Below are 21,532 nucleotides of genomic sequence, written 5' to 3' on the forward strand. Positions count from 1 at the left end.
CGTGACGTAGGAGCCTTAGTCTACCTCGAAACTAGGCACACACACCCTTAGTCTACAAGAAACATAGGCAACATGGATATAGTTACTTTTTACTTTCTGAGGAAATCAGAGTTTAAGAAGATTGTTTTTGACGATTTTCTTTTTTCTCTTTAGAAGCTTCGGCTAATTTTTTTAGTAACGTTTTTTCTCTTTTTCCTTCTGCTTCTTTCGCTTCATTACGTAATGATTTAAACAGATTAACACACATGATAATCAAGATCACTGTAAACGGTAACGCAGCAACAAGCGAAGCTGTTTGAAGTCCCTGAAGACCACTACTAATAATCAATACTGCTGAAATAGCAGCAATTAGCGTTCCCCAAACAAGCTTTGAAAATAAAGAAGGATTCAAATCACCGTCAGAGGTCATCATACCGAGAACAAAAGTAGCCGAGTCCGCAGAAGTAACAAGAAAGACGCAAATCAAAAAGATAGATAGCGTCGATAACACTTGAGTTAACGGAAATTGTTCAAGCGTCACGAATAATGCACTTGTCACATCCTCATTAACAGCATCGGCAATCGCTGTTCCTTGAAATAGATCGAGATGGAAAGCTGCTCCTCCAAATACAGCTATCCACACCATAGCAATAAATGGGGGGACAATCAGCACCCCAAAAATCATTTCGCGAATGGAACGTCCTTTAGAGACACGAGCAACGAAAGCTCCAATAAATGGCGACCACGCAATGACCCATGCCCAATAAAACACGGTCCATTCTTTCACCCATGTTCCACCTTGATAAGGAGTCATAAAGAAACTCATCTCAATAAACTTCTGAATATACCCACCTAATGCTAATGTAAAGCTCTCAAGTATAAAAACAGTTGGTCCAAGAAAAAGAACGAATAGCATTAAGATAAGAGCTAAAGCCAAATTTAAATTACTTAAGTACTTGATACCTTTGTTTAATCCTGTTGTTGAAGATGCCATATACAATACGAAAAGAATGGCTGTAATGCTAATTTGAACAATCGCATTTTGTGGAAGTCCGTACATATAATCCAGCCCACCATTGATTTGCAGAATACCAAATCCAAGTGAGGTGGCTACACCCATCACCGTTGCAATGACCGCAAGAATGTTAATAATCTTCTTCCACGAAGCATTACTTCCTGATTTAGACTTACTTGAAATCGTTTCACTGATTAGGCTTTTACGACCTTTTCTATATTGAAAATAAGCCATCACAAGTCCGACAACTGTAAAGACCGACCACTGATGAATTCCCCAATGGAAAAAAGAATAGCGCATAGCAAGCTTTGCTGCCTGCTCTGTCTCTCCTTCAACACCAAAACCTGCTGGTGGATTAGCGAAATGCGTCATTGGCTCTGCGACACCCCAGAAAACAAGACCAACTCCAAATCCAGCACTAAACAGCATACCAATCCAGGTGAAGAATGGATATTGAGGTTTCTCATCATCAGGACCTAAGCGAATTTTACCGTATTTACTAATAGCTAAATAGAAACAAAAAACTACGAAGAAAATAACCGCTATTAAGTAAAACCAGCCAAATGCATTCGTTGTAAACGAGTACACGGAACTTGCTACGGATGCAAATGACTTAGGTACCACAGCTCCCCAAATCACCAGTAACAATACAACTATCCCCGACACCCAAAAGACCGGGTTCTTTCTTTGACTTTCCTTTTCTTTCATAGATCTCTCCTTTCAGATTGGTAGCAAAATCAAATTCGACTTACTCCAATCATTTTTTCACTAGTCTGACTACATTATCATTTACCCTTATAAAATTCAAACTAACCAGATTCATCCTTTTTCCACCAATTTTTTACCAAACAAAAAAATCGACTTGAGCAGTCGATTTCAATCAAACATCATTTATGCGCTCTTCTATTAAACGTCCAAATAAAGAGTTTGCTTCGGAAGAGTTGGACGAGAAACTTTTACATTTGGGTCACTGAACTCCATCGATTCTAGAATTTGTTCTTCAGAAAAACCAGTCATTTGAGAAAGCTTCCGAATATCTATCTTCTTCTTAGATAATCGTTTCGAATGTTGAATCGCAACCTGTGTTTGATGTTGCACAACGGAATACCGATGCGTAAAAGTCCCCACAGAATGTTTCACAGCTAATCCCCTTCCGTTAATGAATTTAAGACATTACTTCCAAAAAAATTTAATTAAGGTTCAGTTACCCCCTATTCTATAAACTAAACTGGGTATTACGTCTCACCCGAATCATCCTCCTCATCCAAACCTATACGGTAGTGCCTCTCATCAGTTTTATAACTAGAAATATTTAGGACAAATGGTTTGCTTAAGCGGAAGATACTTTGCTATGGTAATGTTCTGATTTAAAAAAGGGGGACATGCTCATGAAATCGAATTGTTTTTTACTGTTGCTCGTTTTGATAGCCGTTTCAGTTTTAGCAGCGTGCAACAATAGTCATTTTGAAGAAGAAAAGAAAACAGCTTGGGAAGAGATCCAAGATGCTGAGTCAATTAAAATAGCGACTTCTGGTACACTTTATCCAACATCTTATCACGAGCAAGAAACAAACGATTTAACCGGATTTGATGTAGAAATCGTGAAAGAACTGGCCAACCGTTTGGATTTGGAAGTGGAATTTGTTGAAATGGGCTTTGATGGAATGCTGACAGCTGTTCAAACAGGGAAAGTTGATATGGCTGCTAATGATATCGGCATTACAGAAGAGCGCAAAGAAAAATTCGCTCTTTCTACGCCTTACAAACATTCTTACGGCACAGCTATCGTTCGTGCGGATGATCTATCCGGTATTAAATCAATTGACGATTTAGAAGGAAAGAAAGCAGCCGGTGCAGCTACAACGAACTTCATGAAACTCGCAAAGGAAAAAGGCGCTGAAGAAGTAATCTATGATAATGCGACAAATGAGCAATACCTTCGCGATGTTGACAATGGAAGAACCGACGTCATTTTAAATGATGTTTACTTGCAGCGATTGGCTCTAGCGGCATTTCCTGAACTTGATCTTACCATTCATCCTAATATTCAATATATGCCAAGTGAAGGCGGGCTTTTGATGAATAAGGAAAACGAAAAGCTTATTACTGAAGTGAATGAAGTAATTGAAGAGATGCTTGAAGATGGAACGATTCGTGATCTATCAAAGACGTTCTTTAACGGGGCTGATGTAACAGAACTCCCAGAAGATATAGAATTCCAGAAATAACTTACTTCTCTTATAGTTTAAAAACAGATTTTAGATAAGAAAAAAGCCGTTCTCCTCTGTTGGAGAACGGCTTTCATGTATTACACAGCTTTTGCATTAATTTCTACATCAATGTTGCCTCGCGTTGCCTTGGAGTAAGGGCATACTTTGTGAGCTTCTTCTGCGAGCATTTCAGCATCTTCTTGGCTTACACCTTTAATTTCTACATTTAAAGCTGCGCCGATTTTGAAGCCATTGTCAGCTTCATCTTTCAATAAGCTAACATCTGCTGTGATTTTGGAATCAATATCCATCTTCTTCTTAGATGCCACAAGATTTAATGCACCATCATAACAAGCCGCATAAGCAGCAGCAAACAGTTGCTCAGGGTTTGAGCCGGTTTCGCTTGATTTCTCTGTTGGCATAACAAGATTTAAGTCAATTAAACCGTCCGAAGATTTCACTTGTCCATTACGTCCGCCTTCTGCAGTTGCTTGTGAAGTAAACATTACATTACTCATTGAATATCAGCTCCTTCTAATTTGCATACAACTAAAATGTCCCCGTTTCTCCTCCCTTTTAAACGTCCTACTTTTACAAAAGCATGCTTTCATTCCATATTTCGGTTGATTTTCGTTCAAATACGGAGTATGATAGCACAAGAACGTTTGTTCGTTTATTTAAGGGGGAATATGATTGAACTCTACTGCTCTGCTTCTCATTGATGTCCAAAATGGAATGTTTCACCGAGGGTCTTCCGTCTACCAAGATGCCAGGCTACTATACAACTTAAAGAAAATCACCGCCTCCGCCAAATCAGAACGCATACCAGTTTACTATATTCAGCATGAAACAATTGGAAAGCACCTAAAGCGGAACACGGTTGATTGGCAGCTTCACCCCTTTTTCACCATCGAAAGGGATGATGAAGTAATTTACAAAACCACACCAGATGCCTTTCATCTCACTCGCCTGGAAGAAAAACTCTATTCCAAAAACATCGATCATTTAGTTATATCTGGTATTCAAACAGAATTATGTGTGGATTCAACATGTAGGAGCGCCTATAATAAAGGATTTTCTATCAGTTTAATTGAAGATGCTCACAGTACTTGGGATACGTCTCTACTAAACGCTAAAAAAATCATTCAGCATCATAACCAGACACTTCAATGGTTTGCAAATACGATCTCAACAGATCAATTTGTTGATAGATTACGCTGAAATTCTACATACCTAATCGCTTCCACTCATTCATCACTTGTGGAATTTCTAGTAACGATTGAATCGAGGCGTCTTCTAACTCTTTGGATGTATTAAACCGTTTCTTCCATATTGTTTTCATTCCAGCGTCACTAGCCCCCTTTATATCATTTATCTCATGATCCCCAATAAAGACGGTTTGAGAAGCATTTAAATCAAGCCGCTCAAGTGCACGCCGGAAAATCACTTTCTCAGGTTTTTTGACGCCCTCTTGTTCTGAAATAAGGATGACATCAAAATAGTTTTTGATTCCCAGAGCGCCGATATTTCTATACTGAAATTCTGTTTTTCCATTAGTGATTAAACCTAGTAAATATCCACTGGTTTTTAAGCTATCTAGCATTTCGATCAAACCATTGAAAGGTTTACAATGAAGGTGAAAAGAACAAATATAATCCTCTAGAAGCGCTTCTGAAGATATCGTTAGCTCATATTCATCTACTAGCTGTTCGTAAACGCGATCTTTCCACGTATACCCATTGTTATCTAAAGCAATGAAACGTGAGCAAAACTGTTCTTCCTCTACGTCTACTAAAGATGTGAGATAGCGTTTATATTGGTCATGTACAAAGGCATCCACTGAGTGTTTTCTATTCATAAGGGTTTCATCAAAATCAAAAAGAATGCCTTTTATCAATTGCCTCATTTCCTTTCCAATTTTTGTATCATTTCTAGATTAGCATAAATTTTCATAATCTATTTACTTTTGTAAAATTTTATGTAAAATTGGATGTTAGAATTAGAAAAGGGGGAAATGTCAATTGATTAGAAGATTAACTGAAAACGATCATCTTCAATGCCTCTCCTTATTAACACCACACGCCGCAGAGAACTTGTTCATTTTAGGAGATATCGAAGCTTATGGATATGATCAACCTTTCCAGAAGCTGTGGGGTGATTTCTTAGAGAATGGTACATTGCGAGCTGTTTTATTAAAATATGAAAAAAACTATATTCCGTTTGCACCTGAGGATTTTGACGCAAAAGGTTTTGCAGAAGTGATTTCAGAAGACAGCGATTTCCTTATGATGTCAGGAATTAAACGGGTCACAAGTCAAATACAACCCTTTGTTTCCCATTCTTTTCGTTCAAGTCGTGAATTGTTCTATGCGAAATGCGAGAGTACTAACGAACTTGCCCTCGATAACAACAGCAATGTACAGGTCGCTTCATCGCTTGACCTAAGTCACATCCATTCTCTTCATGAACAAATTGGTGAGTTTGACTCATCAGAAACCGTAGAAGAAAAGCGACGAAATCAGGAAAAAGGAGTATCGAGAACATACTTTATTGAGGAAGATGGGAAGCCTGTATCAGCAGCTTCTACCGCAGCAGAAAATTCTCAATCAGCGATGATCGTTGGTGTTTGTACATTGCCAAATTATAAACGAAAAGGCTATGCTTCAAAATGTACAAGTAAGCTTTGTTATGATGTCCTTAAAGAAGGAAAAGTCCTATGTCTTTTCTATGATAATCCAGAGGCCGGAAACATTTACAAGCGAATAGGCTTTCAAGATATTGAGAAATGGATGATGATTCATTTTGAAACAAAAGAAGCTCTTGTTTAATCTCTGCGATCCTTGCTTCAATAAGGATCGTTTTTTTATTGTCTCTTTTAAATTCAATCGTATAACACCTCTATCAATCTCTTTTGTCGTCAGCTTGACACAACTATTCGCGAATTAACCTTGAGATTAGATCAGAACTTTCTTACTATTGAAGTGTGGAATAAGGTTTACAAGATTACTGAAATGGCCATACTGTTTATTCAGAAATGGACGTAAGGAATGAAGGGAAGAAAAAATGTTATGAAAAAAATCGGATCATGGGTATCTATCCTTAGCATTTCTATGGTGCTAGCAGCGTGCGGACAGGATAATGCTAATGAGTCTAACGCCTCGACGGCAGAGGAATCTCAGGTCGAAACGCTTGATGTTGCACTAGATACTCCTGAAAAAGCAGAAAAAGGGGAAGAAATTACATTTTCCGCCACTGTTACTCAGGGTGATGAAAAGGTAGACGATGCTGACGAAGTTATGTTTGAAGTATGGAAAGAAGGCTCTAAAGAAGATAGTGAAATGATCGAAGCTTCTCATGATGGTGAAGGCGTTTATACTGCTGAAAAGGAACTCGACGATGCTGGTAAATACTTCGTTCAATCTCACGTGACAGCTCGTGATCTACATACGATGCCGAAAAATGAAATTATGGTCGGTTCTGAAGAAGAAGCTGCTTCTGAAACTGATGAACACGCGCACGAACACGAAAGCGACGTATCCATCCATCTTATGAAGCCCGAAGAGATGAAAGCGAATGAAGATGTTTCGTTCATGGTACATCTTCAAAAAGACGAAGAAGCTTTAACTGGCGCTGACGTTCGCTTTGAAATTTCGAAAGTAGATGAAGAAAAAGCTGAGTGGGTTGACGCTGAAGAAATGAAGGATGGCGAATACGAAGGAGTGACTTCTTTTAAAGAAGCTGGTGACTACACCTTTACCATCCATGTAGAGAACGATGAAGGTCTTCATGAACATACCGAAGAAAGTGTCACCATTACAGAATAATAAAATCCTCTCCCTCTATTCGAGGGGGAGGATTTTTACTATGCTAGTTTTATTTTCTTGAATTTTCTTTTGCCCACTTGAATGACCAATCCATTTTTCACTTCAATTTCCTCATTCACTTCTGTTACTTTTACCTCATTTAGCTTAATACCGCCATTCTTCACCATTCGTCTAGCTTCACTTGTTGAAGGTAGCATGCCTAGTTTAGCGATCAATGTTGGCACAGTTACCATTCGATCTCCATCCCATATGACTTCCTCAATATCGGTTGGAAGCTGCTTTTGCTGAAAGATTTGTTGAAACTCCACTTCTGCTTTTTCAGAAGCATTTTGTCCATGAAACATGCGAACGATCGTCTTAGCTAGATTCATTTTAGCTGTTCTTGGATGGATTTCTTCTTGTTCAATTTCTTTTCGAAGCGCAAGCTTTTCCTCTAGAGATAGATCCGTGATTAATTCGGTATATTTGACGACCAGCTCATCAGGAATCGACATCGCTTTTCCATACATCTCTGATGGCTTCTCTGTAATTCCAATGTAATTCCCTTTGGATTTAGACATTTTTTCAACCCCGTCTAATCCTTCTAGAAGAGGCATCATTAAGACAACTTGCTTCTCTTTTCCAAACTGCTCTTGAAGGTGACGCCCCATTAAAACGTTGAAATACTGATCATTTCCACCGAGCTCAATATCACTTTCAAGATGAACAGAATCATAGCCCTGCATTAAAGGGTAAAAGAACTCATGAAGCGAAACAGGCTTATTCGCCTTCATTCGGTTTTCAAAATCATCGCGCTCAAGTAAACGAGCAACCGTTATTTTTCCAGCGAGTTCAATAACGTCTTCAAACTTTAGTTCAGATAGCCACGCCGCATTGTAGTGGAGCTCCACTTTGCTTTGATCAAGAACCTTACCAAACTGCTCAAGATAAGTTCCAGCATTTCGTTTCACCTCTTCATCCGTAAGCTGCACTCTTGCTGTTGATTTTCCAGTAGGATCACCAATTTTACCTGTAAAGTCTCCAATAATGAGTTGGATGATATGGCCATTTTCTTGAAACTGCCTTAACTTATTTAACACAACGGTGTGACCAATATGGACATCTGGCGCAGAAGGATCAAGACCCAATTTCACTTTAATTGGCTGATTCTTAATAATCGAAGTGGCTATTTTATGCTTAAGTTCATCTCCAGGAATGACTTGACTCGTTCCATGTGTATAAACCGCATATTGCCTTTCCATTTCCTTTCTTTGTTCATCTGTTAATTGATCCATGATTGAGTTCATTCCTGTCGACCTCCTAATTATTAAATTTCATATAAAAAGCCACGTCCCTCTCTATATAGTAGGGACGTGGCTTACACGCGATACCACCCTGATTGAAGAAATAACTTCTTCCGGCTCGAATACGATAACGGTTTTCCCGTTCCTGACTAATTAGATCACTCTGTTCATCAAGAAGGCTCTGAGGGGTAATTCACGGTTAGACTGTACCAGTTCACACCAACCACTGGTTCTCTGACACTACTCGTCATAACACGCTACTGCTTCCTCTTCCTAGCCTATTGTTATTTACGATGCATGAATTTCTCATTACTTTATCTTCTTTTACGCTAGTTGTCAATTTGTTTCTTCAAGAGCAGTTAGGAATTTCTCACAAAAAAAGAACGCAGCTTTGCAAGGCTGCGTTCTTTTTCATTATTGTTTATTCAATTCTTTTAACACGACAGTTGAAAGAATATCAATGAATTCTTCCTGTGCGTTTGGCATCTCTGGTCGATAATAATTTGCACCGATTTCATCTGTTACAACTTTACATTCATAGTCGTTATCAAATAATACTTCCAAGTGATCGGCTACGAATCCAACTGGAGCATAAACAAACGATGTAAAACCTTGTTTTTCATAAAGATCTCTTGTTAAATCCTGTACGTCTGGACCAATCCATGGATCTGGAGTGTTCCCTTCACTTTGCCAACCAATCGCCACGTTCTTCACACCTGACTCTGCTACGATAAGATCTGCCGTTTCTTTCAATTGATCTGGATAAGGATCTCCATTAGCAATGATTTTTTCAGGTAAACTGTGAGCGGAAACGATTAGGACTGATTTCTCGCGTTCTTGGTCTGCCATTCCCTCAAATATCTCTTTAATACGCTTCGCCCAATAAGAGATAAATTTAGGCTCATCATACCAGCTCTCAACAGAATGAATAACTGGACCACCTAGCTTTCCAGCTTCTTCTTTTGCTCGTCCATTATAAGATTTGATACTAAATGTAGAGAAGTGAGGCGCCAGCACAATACTAACAGCTTCTTCAATATCATCATTGTGCATTTGCTGTACCGCATCTTCTACAAAAGGTTCGATATGCTTTAATCCGATATAAAGCTTAAACTCAATTTCATCTTGAATTTCATTAAGGTGAGCTTCAAGCCCTCTCGCCTGATCTTCCGTAATTTTGGCAAGTGGTGATATTCCACCGATTGCTTTGTAACGGTCCTGAAGATCTTTTAACTGCTCGTCAGATGGCTTGCGGCCTCTTCTAATATGTGTGTAATAACGTTCAATATCCTCTTCTTTATAAGGCGTTCCATACGCCATTACAAGTAATCCCATTGTCTTCTTAGCCATGAATGTGTTCCCCTCTCATACAGTGATTAATTAAATAAACTATCTTTTTATAATCATTATCATCTAGGTATCAGTATACCTTTTTTTCTCCCCTGAATCAAAGGAATCTGACTATAAATTCGTAACGTTTTGTGTCAGTCCTATTGAAGCAAACCTTTATGTATTTTGCCACTTCCGATGCGCTTCCTATCACAGTATAGCGAACATTAAGCGTTCTGTCTTTCTCTTCCTCCACTTCTATTTCATCCTATCCACCATTTTCAGATTTCATACTGTGGTTGAATAACCCGGTAATCAAGCGGGTGGCAGGTGCGTTACCCCCGCTTCACCCATAAAAAAAGCTGCGCATCATTTTGCGCAGCTTTTTCCAATTTATCTATTTTTCCATTGCGCCATTATGCTTCGATACAACTTCACGCAGATCCGTATCGTCTTGCTCTTCTGTATTAAAAGCTAACACATAGCGAAACTCTCTGTCCGCCTGCTCAGATGGATCAGCATTTTCTTCTTGCTTGCCTGTTGGCGTTTCATTAGAGAAAAACAAATCGTTATTCGCTCCAGCCGGGGTAGCTGTTCCCTGTCCCTGAACTGGTGTATCGATACTAAGCTTTTGATCTTCTGGAATATGTTCAACTGACAATTGACTTACCGAATAAGCCTGCAAATCAGCTTTTGCACTCTCTGCATCGTTCTCTGTTGTAAAATAAGCTTGTAATGATTTACTCATGTCAATCCAACTCCTTTTTATGATCTCACAAAAGGGGTTTCCCGATTCTTGCCATCTTTAATCATTGTGATAAAAATTAATGTCTTTTAGCGACGATCACCATGGAAACAAAGACTGTGCTAATCAGCATGGCGGCTAATGCACTCAGCACTGTTACTGAGCTAATGTTCACTATGTTGAATTGTAGAAGAAAAAGAAACACCATGATATAACCTAGTACAGCAAAGTACGAATAAAACATCCCCTTCTCTCGAATCATTCGACTTCGCTCGTCCCGTGCCTTAAACTGCGGCTGAAGATAGCTTAAGCAAAAGGTCATAATAGACATGCCAACCATCATATAACTGACAGGAATAGGCTCATTTCCTGTGCTAAGGCCAACACTAATCAGTAATAAAGCATTCAACGCAAAAAAGACGCCGAATCCGATATACGTTTTATTCATTGCCACTTCTAATCCTCCTCAGAATCCAAATAAAAAATCTCCTCCACAATCGTTCCAAACAACCTCGCCATTTCAAGTGCGAGCGGTAGAGATGGATTGTACTTACCTTTCTCAATTGAAATAATCGTTTGCCTTGATACGCCAAGTATTTCTGCTAGGCGATCCTGGGAATATCCCTTTTCTGTTCTTTTCTCACGGAGTACATTTTTCAACTAAAAAGCCTCCTTACTTCTCATCTTCCATTATAAGGTGAAGTGAACTTTACGTAAAGCTCACTTTACATCACGATGAATTAAAATCCTCTTGTAACAACACTTGATAGAAAGATCCTAACGAAATCAGGATGTAAAAAAAATGAAGCGTGAGACCAAACAAACAACAAGATAAACGATTCATTCTCCAAAGGACAAGCACCTGTCAATGTTGATGAAAAGATCAATGAAGACTTCTACGGCGAAGAGCCAGCTCAATCCACAAGTTACCTTGGCAACAATACACCCGCCATTAATGTAACGGGAAATAAGGACAAAAAGCCATAACCAACTTAAACTGCCCCTTTGCTAGCAAAGGGGCTCTACCTTATTATTCTGTTAAGAAGGGCATGCTCTTCATTAAGTAAAAAGCCGATGCTAATAGTAAAATTCCTGATAAAGCAAAAACAAATGGAACACTAATCGTCTCAGCAAGAAAACCGTATAGCAAAGAGCCAAGACCAAAAGTAATGGATATCAAAGCGCTTTGAGCGCTAAAAACTTCAGGAAGTGAATCTTTCGGGCATTTCTTTTGGATAAATGTCACCATCGCAATTGATTTTATTTGTTCCACCATTCCTGAGAGCACAGTTAACAGAAGTGCAATCACAGGAACACTTATTAACCCAAAAACAAACGTTGTGATACTAATCGCGAAGCACGTGGCAAGAAGGGTTTCTTTCATATAACGTTCAAACCAATTCGTGTATTTGGATACAGCCATTCCACCTGCTATCAAGCCGATAAAAAAACTCGCATTAAGATATCCCCACCACGCTTCTGATTTCATAAGAACTTCTTCAACAAAAATATAAAGGATAGCAGCAATCCAAACGACATTTGCTATCGCTTCAATAAAAATCATAACGTGAAAGATACGCAGAACAGGATGCTTCCAAATCAACCTCCATCCGCTCATCATATGAATTTTCGTCTTCCTTTCTCTGTAATCCCTCACAACAATTAATCCCATCATCAGTGTGGATATCACGTACAACACAAAGGTAACCCATATAACGAAGGAGCCTGACGTTGCTGCTACAAGAATACCACCAAGTGCCCAACCGCCGAATTGAATGGACTGATCAACAACCGCTACAAAACTATTCGCTTTCGCAAGCTCATCCTCTGTAACGAGTTGAGGTAGCATGGCATTTCGAGCAGGAGCGGCCCACCCATCAAGAAACGCGATGATAAAAACAAGAACTAAAATAATCAGTATTGAAGGATCAAAAAGCCATAAAGACAAGCCAAGCATCCCCAACAACCCCGTCTTTATACTTTGTGATCCGACTAGTAATCCTTTTAACGAAAAGCGGTTCAAAACTAGCGGTGCACACATTCCACTCATAAATCGAGCGATCGTTATAGTAAATGGTAACAGGGAAAGATAAAGTACTGAACCTGTTGATTGATAAAGAACAGCTATTAGCGCAACAATATATAAAACATCTCCCGTGTTGGCAAACCCCTGCCCAATCCACAAGAAACGAAATGAACGTAATCTCATCATAACTACCCCTTTTTATTTTGGTCTTACAAAAGAACTAAAGGGTAGTCAGTTTACATAGGGAAAATCACTCCTATTCTTCAGTGTCTTTTAATGTCCAGATAACAGTTGCTAGTACGAATGAAAAAAATAGTAGGCGTTATGATGAGGTAATTCGTTTAATAGCGTTTTTTATCATTTTACCATATACCTAAAACGATCGTTTTGAATTTTCTAAATTAATTAATTGTTTTTATGAAGCGTTTCATGCAAACTAAAAGGTGTAGTGATACTCTTTTTAGGGAAAGAAATAATGATACATTTTCGGATTGGTTTAAAGATTTCGTAAATTGATTGTTGCGAGTTGAATGCCATCTTGAGGAATGCTATCGTAAATATTTGTTAAAGCAAGGATTTCTACAACTAAATCGACCATTGTGATGGAGGTAAAATCTATGAGAATTATTGTAGCAGGCGGAGATGGTTTCTGTGGATGGCCAACCGCACTTTACTTATCAAAACAGGGCCATGAGGTTACGATCATTGATAACATGGTACGCCGTAAATGGGATGATGAGCTTCGATCGAACTCACTAACCCCCATCTTACCCCTTGAAGAACGCGTGAAATTATGGGAAGAAAAATCAGGTAAGCATATCGCAACGTATGATTGTGATTTGATGCACTATGACTTCTTAAAAGAAATCTTCAAGCAAGTACAGCCTGAAGCATTTGTTCACTTTGCTGAACAGCGCTCAGCACCATATTCTATGATCGATCGTGAGCATGCGGTATTTACACAAACGAATAACGTTGTTGGTAACTTGAACGTGCTCTATGCAATTAAAGAAGTTACACCTGATTGTCACTTAATTAAATTGGGCACAATGGGTGAGTATGGACAGCCTAACATAGATATCGAAGAAGGATACATAAAGATAGAACATAAAGGACGTGAAGACGTTCTTCCATTCCCGAAACAACCAGGATCGTTCTATCATTTATCAAAAGTTCATGATAGCCATAACATTCAGTTTGCCTGCAAAATTTGGGGCATTCGTGCAACAGACTTAAATCAAGGAATTGTTTATGGACTTCATACAGATGAAGATGAACTTGATGAAGGTTTAATCAATCGCCTGGATTACGATGGTGTATTTGGTACAGCCCTTAACCGTTTCATCATTCAAGCAGCAATTGGCCATAACTTAACAGTATACGGATCTGGTAAACAAACGCGCGCTTTCTTAAACATTAAGGACACGATTCGCTGTGTAGAAATTGCAGCGGAAAACCCGGCCGACAAAGGTGAATTCCGCGTGTTCAATCAGTTTACTGAAGAGTTTTCTGTACTTGAACTGGCTGAGAAAGTTCAGCGTGTAGCTGAAGCGAAAGGACTCAATGTGAACATCGATCACCTTGAGAACCCTCGTGTTGAGAAAGAAGAGCACTACTATCACGCTGTAAACACGAGCCTAATTGATCTTGGTCTTGAGCCTTCTCTTTTAACAGATGAACACATTTCGAGAACGCTTGATACAGCTCTCAAATACAAAGACCGCGTATTGAAAGAAAACGTTCTTCCTAACGTGACCTGGAAGTAAAGCGATGCACAATACTAACTGAGGTGTTCTTATGAAAATATCCATCGTAACAGAGACATTCCTTCCTTCAACAGATGGCGTGGTGACAAGACTTCGTGCATCGATCGATTATTTAATTGATCAAGGGCATGATATACAGGTCATTGCTCCAGATTTAGGAGTGCGCAGCTATCGGAATATTCGTTTTGATGGAGTTCAGCCTCGTACATTCTTTCTATATAAACATCGGAAATTCGGCATGCCAACTCGTGTGATTAAAACCTATTTAGAGGAGTTTGATCCTGATCTTGTACATGTCGTTAATCCGGCTTTTATGGGCTATTCTGGTATCAAGTATGGTAAGAAACTAGGGGTTCCGCTAATTGCTTCTTATCATACTCACGTTCCTAAATACGCTGATCACTACAATATGTCATGGTCGGAACCTTTACTCTGGTGGCACTTCAGAAGAATGCACAACAAAGCGGATATTAACCTCTGTACATCACAAGCCATATTAGAAGAGTTAAATGAACAAAACTTCTATAACATGCATTTATGGAAACGCGGTGTTGATACTGAACGGTTTAATCCTGAACTTCGAGACAGCGACATGAGACGACGGTTATCAAATGACAATCCAGATAAAACCCTTCTACTCTTTGTCGGAAGACTTGCATTCGAGAAAGAAATCGATTCGCTCGTTCCGATGCTTGAAGAAAAGCCAGATGCTCACCTGGCGATTGTTGGGGATGGCCCTTATCGAGATGAACTTGAAAAGAACTTCGGTCATCTTGACAACGTATCTTTTACTGGTTTTCTACACGGTGAAGAGCTAGCAAGGGCTTATGCTTCTGCAGATGCGTTTATGTTTCCCTCAACGACCGAAACGCTTGGACTTGTCATACTCGAAGCAATGGCAAGTGGCCTTCCTGTTATTGCTGCAGAATCCGGCCCAACGAATGAACAGGTTGAGGATGGTTCAACAGGTTTACTCTATCGTTCAGGAACGAACGGTAACCTCACTGAAGTCATTAATCGCCTTCAGGAAAAAGGGCTATTAGAAAAAATGTCAAAAGAAGCGTACGAGCATTCTAGAGATTACGGTTGGCGAGGTCCAGCACAGCAGCTACTTGATTTCTATGAGTCCGCCATTGAGCAAAGGCAAGAAGCACAGCAGCAGGCGATCCAATAGATAGAAGGATGAGTATATGAAGCAGCGGAGAATTGGCAAGGGTTCTAAACAGGTGATGAGTTTCAGTGTAATTGGTGTGATGAATGCACTAGTTGATATCGGTGCATTAAACCTGCTCATGCTGTTATTCCCAACAGATGATCGAATCCAGCTTATTATTTACAACACAATTTCATACGTTCTGGCGATCATTAACAGCTATTTCTGGAATGCCAAGCTCACGTTCCCTTCAAAAGCGATCCATGACAAAAAACAGGTGCTGTTATTTTTAGTTCAGGCCATCATCGCACTTGGTATTAGCAACCTTGTCTTTTATGGCGCTCTTTTGATATTCGAATGGATTACGCTGCCACGCTACATTGAACGTAATATTTCAAAAGGACTTGCCATGTTCCTCTCTTCTGCTTCAAGCTTCTTTATGATGAAACATCTTGTGTTTCCTCGTACAAAACCAAAGCAAGAAGAGCAATAAAACACACAAAAACCGCAGGCTTTCCTGCGGTTTTTGTTATTCTTCCTTATGTTCAATTTTTCCAAGTACACTAGCCGCGCCAAGTCCACCCAATAATGTTAAGATGCTCGCTACCGCAAGTCCAACATCTGACTGAAATCCTGGATACAACACAACGACTGAGCCGATCACCAACCCAATCATAACGGCATAAGTGGAAATCGTATATTTTGAAAGTAAGTGAGCAATGACCTTTCCTGTTAAGCTTAATCCAATAATAATTCCTGCTCCTACCGTTAGTAAAAGGGGAATTTGAAACGATGAAAGACCGTGGATAACAGTCTGATATGACCCAAGCAGTAATAAGACAAAAGAGCCGCTTACACCAGGGAGAATCATGGCTGTACTAGCTAACCACCCAGAGAAAAATAAAATGATGTAATCAACCATACTTAACGATTTCATCACCTCTCCTGATCCATCCCCTTTTAGAAACAAAGTGGAAGCAATTAAGATTGCCGCTACAATTAACAATCCATAATGGAAAGGCTCGAACGTTTTCTTATAGTCTACTTTTTTTAATAAGAACGGGACAACACCAATAATTAAGCCAATAAAGAAAAAGAACGTAGGCTGTGGATAATGCTCGAGCAATTTCTCCATAAGCTGACTAACGAGCAGTAATGCAAGTCCTACTCCTATTAAAAGAGGAATAAAAAACCCTAGTTCTTTTTTCCAATTCTTACTCATCAATCCATTAATACCGCTAATCAGTCTTCTATAAATGCCAAGCACCATGGCAATCGTACCACCACTTACGCCAGGGATTAAATCACTTACGCCCATTAATAATCCTCGATAAATATTACGCCACACAAACATGTTCACGTTTCTCCTTTTGCTTTATGTCTAGTACCTACATTACCCATATATACCCTCTCATTAACCGAACATTTTTATCAACGCGATTTCGAAAAGGTTCAATCACCCTTCTACTATGCCACAATCCCTTCTAGAAAGAATGAATCAATTTTGTGACATTTCTTACTTTAAGCTCTGTAGTTGAAAAAGAGGATTCCTTTGCAGTAAAGTGATAGAAGTGATTGACAAACTGGAGGAATTTGATGAGTGACCGAAATAAAGGAATTATCCTATTGCTAATATCATCATTTGGATTTGCGATGATGGCTGCTTTTGTAAAGCTATCAGGTGACGTGCCAACGATTCAAAAAACGATGTTTCGAAATGCCGTCTCTGCCATCATTTCATTTGGCTTTGTGATGTACTACAAAGAAAGACTATTCGGTAAAAAGGAGAACCAGAAATTCTTGCTCCTGCGATCAGCGCTTGGAACACTAGGAATCATTTTCTATTTCTACGCGATTGACAACCTTGTCCTTTCTGATGCCGACATGCTCAATAAGCTTAGTCCTTTCTTATTAATTATTTTTTCCGCTCTTTTCTTAAAAGAAAAAGCGAAACGGTTCCAGATCATTGCGATCATCATCGCTTTCATCGGAACACTATTAATTATAAAGCCACAGTTCTCAGTCGAGACAGTTCCGTATATTTCCGGACTGCTTTCTGCTATTTTTGCTGCAGGTGCCTATACGGTACTCAGAGTTCTTGGACAGCGTGAAAAATTCTATACAGTTGTTTTCTATTTCTCCTTCTTCTCAACAGTAGTATTATTGCCATTCGTGATTATCTTCTATGAACCAATGGAAACGAAACAGCTGATCTATCTATTATTAGCAGGCGTATTCGCAACGCTTGGACAATTTGGGCTCACCGTAGCCTATAAATTTGCACCTGCTCGAGAAATCTCGATTTTCTTCTACTCGACCGTCGTTTACTCTGCTTTAATCAGCATTGTACTATTCGGTCAAATACCTGATGCCTGGAGTATTATTGGCTATATTATCATTTTCTCAGCTTCGTTCTATATGTTTATACGTAACAACCGTGAAGCGAAAAAGGTTGAGAAGAGACAACCTCAACCCTCGCATTAATTCACGTAATTAAAAGAACGCCAAACTTCCATTTAAGTTTGGCTTTCTTTTTTTTGTTTTCCTATGACAGATTTATTTGTGAACAGTTTTGACTTCATTCTCTACTAGTGAAGAGACCGAATAAGATTGCATTTGATGATCGTGATAGATAAATTTGTGCTCCTGTAAATAGTTCCCTCCAAGTACTTCGGGCAAAAACTTCTGCAGATTGCTTACTACACCCTGATTATCTTCATCTAGAATCCAATCTATTCGTTTCCAGTCTAGTATTCCTTCTGCCGTATTTATAGGAGTCGTAAGAACCATTCCTTCTGGTAAATCCGCGATAAAAATGTACATACCTGAGTTGCCCTGCTCACTATAAAAAAAAGCATTCCCTGCATATGTAACGCTCTCTAATTCAATCCCTGTCTCTTCATAGGTTTCTCTTATTATACACTCAAACGGCGTTTCATTCTGTTGTAGCTTCCCACCAACGCCGTTCCAGAGACCCATTGTTGGGGCTTTGCGTCGATTTAATAGGAGAAGATCTTGATTTCTTTTGATAAAACAAATCGTATATTGAAGCATGTACCGTCACCTAGTTTCTCATAATTTGATCCAATTATATAAGTTTGATAAAAACCTAAAGCAATCACCTATCTATTTTACTAAACATTCACTCCATATGGATAAAACAGTTAAATTACTGTTACAATGATCAAGTCGTCTTAAAACGATAGTAGAGTTGAATAAAAGGAACAATTAATGTTTCTCTGACATTCAGGAGGAAAGTAAGCATGCCAACAATCAATCAAGTCATTGAAAGCTATAATGAAGTGGAAAAGCTCTCAGATGCTCCACTCACCATCATATCCGAGGTATTATGGATCATCGTTGGACTCATTTTCATTATGCACCTGATCCGTAACCGTAACATCTTATCCCCATCAAAATTTCTATTTAGAGGAGCCTTCCTGTTCATCATCTTACTCATCATAGGGTATTTATCGTACACGTTAAACAGCTATGATTTTTCAATGGACGAGAAATCATGGAAAGAAAATACACTCGCACCTTATCTTCAGTCTTTACATGAGCACAACGAACAAGTAGAGGATTTTTCTCAATTACTAAAAGACCCTAATAACGGTATAAAATCAAATTATGTAGACGAAGACATATCTCCAATTTGGATCGAGCTAGTCACCACTACCGATACTGGTGTAAAACAAGAAAAAATTGTTGAAGCGACGATTGTAAAAGAACCGATTCAACAGCCCTATTTAACTTACAGAATGATTGAAAAAAACATTTCAGATCACTACTCAGATGAGGCTTATTATGAAACAACCCTTCACATTCCTGAAGATTATATGATTCTAACAGACTAATTATTCAAAAAGCACACGCTCCATTTTGGGAGGTGTGCTTTCTTTCATTGAGCTAGTCTCGATTAGTTACCTTTTATCTTTCCGATACGCTATCCAGTCTCCACCTGGTATTTCGATAAAACGCTTTTCTGGATTTTTCATAATATAAGTAATGGCTTCATAACTTCCTTGCTCACTTTCGATTTCCTGCATGACACGGTCATACAAGTTATGATCGCGCCCTTCCTGATAACCTTCGAGAATATTAATTCTTTCTAGTAACTGATTATCCACCTCGTAGACTTCTCCATATACGTTATGCTCCTCGCTTTGAACTAAAGCAGGGTAACCATCCTGTGTGTCATAAAGCTGTCCCTTTGTCCAACAGAAGCTTTCTTTTAGAGCAGCTTCTTTTATGACACCATGATTGCTTTCTCCTAATCGTAGCGTTCCATAGCAAAATACAAGATGCATGGTTGTCTCTCCTTTATCTCCATAGCTATAGCGAAAAGCCCGCCAATAAGCGGGCTCCCCAGTAACTTAATTAAAAAATTCGCTTCAATGCCTTTTTAAGCGGTGGCATATCAATTTCCTGTTCTTCAAATGCTTTTTTGAGCATGTATTTCGAATAGCTTGCTGCCTGTTCATACGTGATTTTGCCTGGAAGAGGCGGCTGCTCTTCAATCACAATGTCGACAATAACAGGCTTCGGTGATTTCGCAGCTCGTTCAAAAGCCGGAAGCAATTCTTCATACTTTTCGACGCGGTAACCTTCCCCACCAGCTGTTTCAGCAAATGCGGCAAAGTTAAAGTCTTTTAATTCCGTTTCATAATCTATGTTCCCTATTTCCTGCTGTTCATATTTAATCATGCCAAGACGTTCGTTGTTAAAGACGACAACCATCATAGGTAGCTTATATTTCACAGCTGTTAAGAAATCTTGCATCACCATCGTAAAACCACCGTCACCGCAAATCGCTACGGCCTGACGATCTGGATGAGCTATCTTACCTGCAATCGCTCCTGGAAGACCACATCCCATCGTCGCCATCCATGAGGAAATGATGAATTTTTGATTCGTGATGCGTAAATGCCTTGCTGACCAAACTGTCACATTCCCTACATCGATTGACAAGACGGCATCATCATCCAAAACTTTTTGAAGTTGTGGCATGATTTGCTGTGGTTTAATTGGTGTAGACTGTTCCGATTCAATCTTTTCAAGATGAGCCCACCAGTTTTTCATGTTGTCCTGACATTTTTCAATAAATTCACGGTCTTCCTGGTAGGTAGTATGCTCGGTTAAATAAGATAACGTCCACTTGGCATCTCCTATTAATCCTACCGTTACAGGATAACGTTTCCCGATTTGAGTTGGGTCAATATCAACCTGGATCGCCCTTGCTTTATCAGGTAAATAATCGCGATACGGGAATGACGTACCGACCATGATGAGTAAATCAGTTTCTTCCATTGCTTCATAAGCAGGCTTCGTTCCAATTTGACCGAGTTGACCAAGGTTATAAGGATGAACGTCTGGAATAGCTCCTTTTCCTGGTAAACTTAAAATAACCGGGGCTCCTGCTTTTTCTGCAAAGCTTAAAAGTTCTTCTCTCGCATGTTTAGAACCTTTTCCTGCTAAGATGACCGGTCGCTTCGCTTCATTTAACATAGCGACAGCTTCGTTTAAATTGGAGTCATGTGGATGAACGACTGCTTTCGAGCGAATGAGGGACGTATTCTCCACCTTTTGTTTTACTTTCTCTGCTGCAAGGTCATCTGGAATTGTAAGGATCGCTACGCCCTTTTTCTCAACAGCTGTTCGTATAGCTTGATGAGTTAAGTCAGGTAACGATGCCGCTGTTTCCACCCTGCGATTAAATACAGATACATCATCAAACATTCGTTCAAGGTTAATTTCTTGGAATTGATCCGTTCCAAGTTGGTCGCTTGCGACTTGTCCAGCAATAACGAGGACTGGTGCACCGTCAGCCTTCGCATCATATAGACCATTCATCAAATGAACTGCTCCTGGTCCTGCAATGGAAAGGCAGACACCTATTTTGCCTGTTATTTTCGCGTACGATGCTGCTGCAAGGGCACCTACCTCTTCATGGCGCACTTGAATGAACTTCATACGATCTTGAGCATTCCGCAAATTTTCCACGAAATGGTTAATCGAATCTCCTGGTAAACCATACACATGGTCTACTCCCCATTCAGAAAGTGTATTCAGTAAAATCTCACCAGCATTTTTATCAAACATCATGACTCCTCCTTCGTTTCCTTATCCATAATGGGAAAGTACCCCTCTATAGTGTCAGTGAAACGTCAGAGAAAAGAATAAAGCAGCCCAGTTGGACTGC

At 39.4% G+C, this 21,532-nt stretch carries 23 protein-coding genes and 1 other annotated feature; of the genes, 9 read left to right on the forward strand and 14 right to left on the reverse strand.

Annotated features, from left to right (window positions below; genetic code table 11):
• Positions 1-112 precede the first annotated feature (112 nt).
• Together Q4550_RS03365 and Q4550_RS03370 are read right to left on the reverse strand one after the other, a co-directional pair.
• Positions 113-1,702 carry a BCCT family transporter gene (locus Q4550_RS03365; protein WP_303530350.1) on the reverse strand — a complete coding sequence of 530 codons (1,590 nt, stop codon included), beginning with the start codon at positions 1,700-1,702 and terminating at the stop codon, positions 113-115.
• Between the two features lie 198 nt (positions 1,703-1,900).
• Positions 1,901-2,134: a hypothetical protein gene (locus Q4550_RS03370; protein ID WP_303530352.1), complete on the reverse strand. Its 234-nt coding sequence runs from the start codon at positions 2,132-2,134 to the stop codon at positions 1,901-1,903.
• Between the two features lie 248 nt (positions 2,135-2,382).
• Between Q4550_RS03370 and Q4550_RS03375 the strand changes: the two genes are divergently transcribed.
• Positions 2,383-3,222 carry a transporter substrate-binding domain-containing protein gene (locus tag Q4550_RS03375; RefSeq protein WP_303530353.1) on the forward strand — a complete coding sequence of 280 codons (840 nt, stop codon included), beginning with the start codon at positions 2,383-2,385 and terminating at the stop codon, positions 3,220-3,222.
• 80 nt (positions 3,223-3,302) lie between these two features.
• On the opposite strand, the gene Q4550_RS03380 is transcribed toward Q4550_RS03375, so the two are convergent.
• The gene (locus tag Q4550_RS03380) at positions 3,303-3,722 is read right to left on the reverse strand and encodes an organic hydroperoxide resistance protein (RefSeq protein ID WP_303530354.1); all 420 of its coding nucleotides are present in this window, start codon (positions 3,720-3,722) and stop codon (positions 3,303-3,305) included.
• Positions 3,723-3,897: 175 nt separating this feature from the next.
• Here Q4550_RS03380 and Q4550_RS03385 point away from each other — a divergent pair, with 175 nt between their 5' ends.
• Complete coding sequence (locus tag Q4550_RS03385) at positions 3,898-4,425, forward strand: isochorismatase family protein (protein WP_303530355.1); 528 nt, start codon at positions 3,898-3,900, stop codon at positions 4,423-4,425.
• Positions 4,426-4,429: 4 nt separating this feature from the next.
• Here the strand turns inward: Q4550_RS03385 and Q4550_RS03390 are convergent, their stop codons facing one another.
• Positions 4,430-5,101, reverse strand: coding sequence for an HAD family hydrolase (locus tag Q4550_RS03390; protein WP_303530356.1), 672 nt, complete (start codon positions 5,099-5,101; stop codon positions 4,430-4,432).
• Between the two features lie 124 nt (positions 5,102-5,225).
• Here Q4550_RS03390 and Q4550_RS03395 point away from each other — a divergent pair, with 124 nt between their 5' ends.
• Both Q4550_RS03395 and Q4550_RS03400 read left to right on the forward strand, forming a co-directional pair.
• On the forward strand, positions 5,226-6,032 hold the full coding sequence (locus tag Q4550_RS03395; RefSeq protein WP_303530358.1) for a GNAT family N-acetyltransferase: 807 nt from the start codon (positions 5,226-5,228) through the stop codon (positions 6,030-6,032).
• A gap of 240 nt (positions 6,033-6,272) precedes the next feature.
• On the forward strand, positions 6,273-7,028 hold the full coding sequence (locus tag Q4550_RS03400) for a FixH family protein (protein WP_303530360.1): 756 nt from the start codon (positions 6,273-6,275) through the stop codon (positions 7,026-7,028).
• Between the two features lie 38 nt (positions 7,029-7,066).
• On the opposite strand, the gene tyrS is transcribed toward Q4550_RS03400, so the two are convergent.
• From tyrS to Q4550_RS03430, 6 genes are all read right to left on the reverse strand, one after another.
• Positions 7,067-8,314: a tyrosine--tRNA ligase gene (gene tyrS / locus Q4550_RS03405; protein ID WP_303530362.1), complete on the reverse strand. Its 1,248-nt coding sequence runs from the start codon at positions 8,312-8,314 to the stop codon at positions 7,067-7,069.
• Positions 8,315-8,371: 57 nt separating this feature from the next.
• Positions 8,372-8,595: a binding site (T-box leader), on the reverse strand.
• Positions 8,596-8,725: 130 nt separating this feature from the next.
• Positions 8,726-9,661: a ferrochelatase gene (hemH, locus tag Q4550_RS03410; RefSeq protein WP_303530364.1), complete on the reverse strand. Its 936-nt coding sequence runs from the start codon at positions 9,659-9,661 to the stop codon at positions 8,726-8,728.
• Positions 9,662-10,037: 376 nt separating this feature from the next.
• The gene (locus Q4550_RS03415; RefSeq protein WP_194220377.1) at positions 10,038-10,388 is read right to left on the reverse strand and encodes a hypothetical protein; all 351 of its coding nucleotides are present in this window, start codon (positions 10,386-10,388) and stop codon (positions 10,038-10,040) included.
• Positions 10,389-10,464: 76 nt separating this feature from the next.
• Entirely contained in the window at positions 10,465-10,839 is a 375-nt protein-coding gene (locus tag Q4550_RS03420) for a permease (protein ID WP_303530366.1), read from the reverse strand.
• Between the two features lie 2 nt (positions 10,840-10,841).
• Positions 10,842-11,045 carry a helix-turn-helix transcriptional regulator gene (locus Q4550_RS03425; protein ID WP_303530368.1) on the reverse strand — a complete coding sequence of 68 codons (204 nt, stop codon included), beginning with the start codon at positions 11,043-11,045 and terminating at the stop codon, positions 10,842-10,844.
• 370 nt (positions 11,046-11,415) lie between these two features.
• On the reverse strand, positions 11,416-12,594 hold the full coding sequence (locus tag Q4550_RS03430) for an MFS transporter (protein ID WP_303530369.1): 1,179 nt from the start codon (positions 12,592-12,594) through the stop codon (positions 11,416-11,418).
• 434 nt (positions 12,595-13,028) lie between these two features.
• Here Q4550_RS03430 and Q4550_RS03435 point away from each other — a divergent pair, with 434 nt between their 5' ends.
• Genes Q4550_RS03435 through Q4550_RS03445 form a run of 3 tightly spaced genes read left to right on the forward strand, consistent with a single transcriptional unit; the run spans position 13,029 to position 15,823 of the window.
• Positions 13,029-14,177, forward strand: coding sequence for an NAD-dependent epimerase/dehydratase family protein (locus Q4550_RS03435; RefSeq protein ID WP_194220372.1), 1,149 nt, complete (start codon positions 13,029-13,031; stop codon positions 14,175-14,177).
• 31 nt (positions 14,178-14,208) lie between these two features.
• On the forward strand, positions 14,209-15,351 hold the full coding sequence (locus Q4550_RS03440; protein ID WP_303530371.1) for a glycosyltransferase family 4 protein: 1,143 nt from the start codon (positions 14,209-14,211) through the stop codon (positions 15,349-15,351).
• Between the two features lie 16 nt (positions 15,352-15,367).
• Positions 15,368-15,823: a GtrA family protein gene (locus tag Q4550_RS03445; RefSeq protein ID WP_303530373.1), complete on the forward strand. Its 456-nt coding sequence runs from the start codon at positions 15,368-15,370 to the stop codon at positions 15,821-15,823.
• A 36-nt stretch (positions 15,824-15,859) separates the two neighbouring features.
• On the opposite strand, the gene Q4550_RS03450 is transcribed toward Q4550_RS03445, so the two are convergent.
• On the reverse strand, positions 15,860-16,684 hold the full coding sequence (locus Q4550_RS03450; protein WP_303530375.1) for a DUF368 domain-containing protein: 825 nt from the start codon (positions 16,682-16,684) through the stop codon (positions 15,860-15,862).
• A 242-nt stretch (positions 16,685-16,926) separates the two neighbouring features.
• On the opposite strand from Q4550_RS03450, the gene Q4550_RS03455 reads away from it, so the two are divergent.
• Positions 16,927-17,814: a DMT family transporter gene (locus Q4550_RS03455; protein WP_303530376.1), complete on the forward strand. Its 888-nt coding sequence runs from the start codon at positions 16,927-16,929 to the stop codon at positions 17,812-17,814.
• A 72-nt stretch (positions 17,815-17,886) separates the two neighbouring features.
• On the opposite strand, the gene Q4550_RS03460 is transcribed toward Q4550_RS03455, so the two are convergent.
• Entirely contained in the window at positions 17,887-18,384 is a 498-nt protein-coding gene (locus Q4550_RS03460; protein WP_303530377.1) for an NUDIX hydrolase, read from the reverse strand.
• 209 nt (positions 18,385-18,593) lie between these two features.
• On the opposite strand from Q4550_RS03460, the gene Q4550_RS03465 reads away from it, so the two are divergent.
• Positions 18,594-19,187, forward strand: a complete 594-nt coding sequence (locus Q4550_RS03465; protein WP_303530378.1) for a membrane-associated sensor domain-containing protein — start codon at positions 18,594-18,596, stop codon at positions 19,185-19,187.
• Between the two features lie 66 nt (positions 19,188-19,253).
• On the opposite strand, the gene Q4550_RS03470 is transcribed toward Q4550_RS03465, so the two are convergent.
• Both Q4550_RS03470 and Q4550_RS03475 read right to left on the reverse strand, forming a co-directional pair.
• A complete protein-coding gene (locus Q4550_RS03470) occupies positions 19,254-19,640 on the reverse strand; it encodes a gamma-glutamylcyclotransferase family protein (protein ID WP_194220366.1) in 387 nt (128 codons plus the stop codon).
• A 70-nt stretch (positions 19,641-19,710) separates the two neighbouring features.
• Complete coding sequence (locus tag Q4550_RS03475) at positions 19,711-21,432, reverse strand: pyruvate oxidase (protein WP_303530379.1); 1,722 nt, start codon at positions 21,430-21,432, stop codon at positions 19,711-19,713.
• Between the last annotated feature and the right edge of the window lie 100 nt (positions 21,433-21,532).

The sequence above is a fragment of the Anaerobacillus sp. 1_MG-2023 genome (assembly GCF_030547345.1).
Taxonomy (GTDB): domain Bacteria; phylum Bacillota; class Bacilli; order Bacillales; family Guptibacillaceae; genus Guptibacillus; species Guptibacillus hwajinpoensis_B.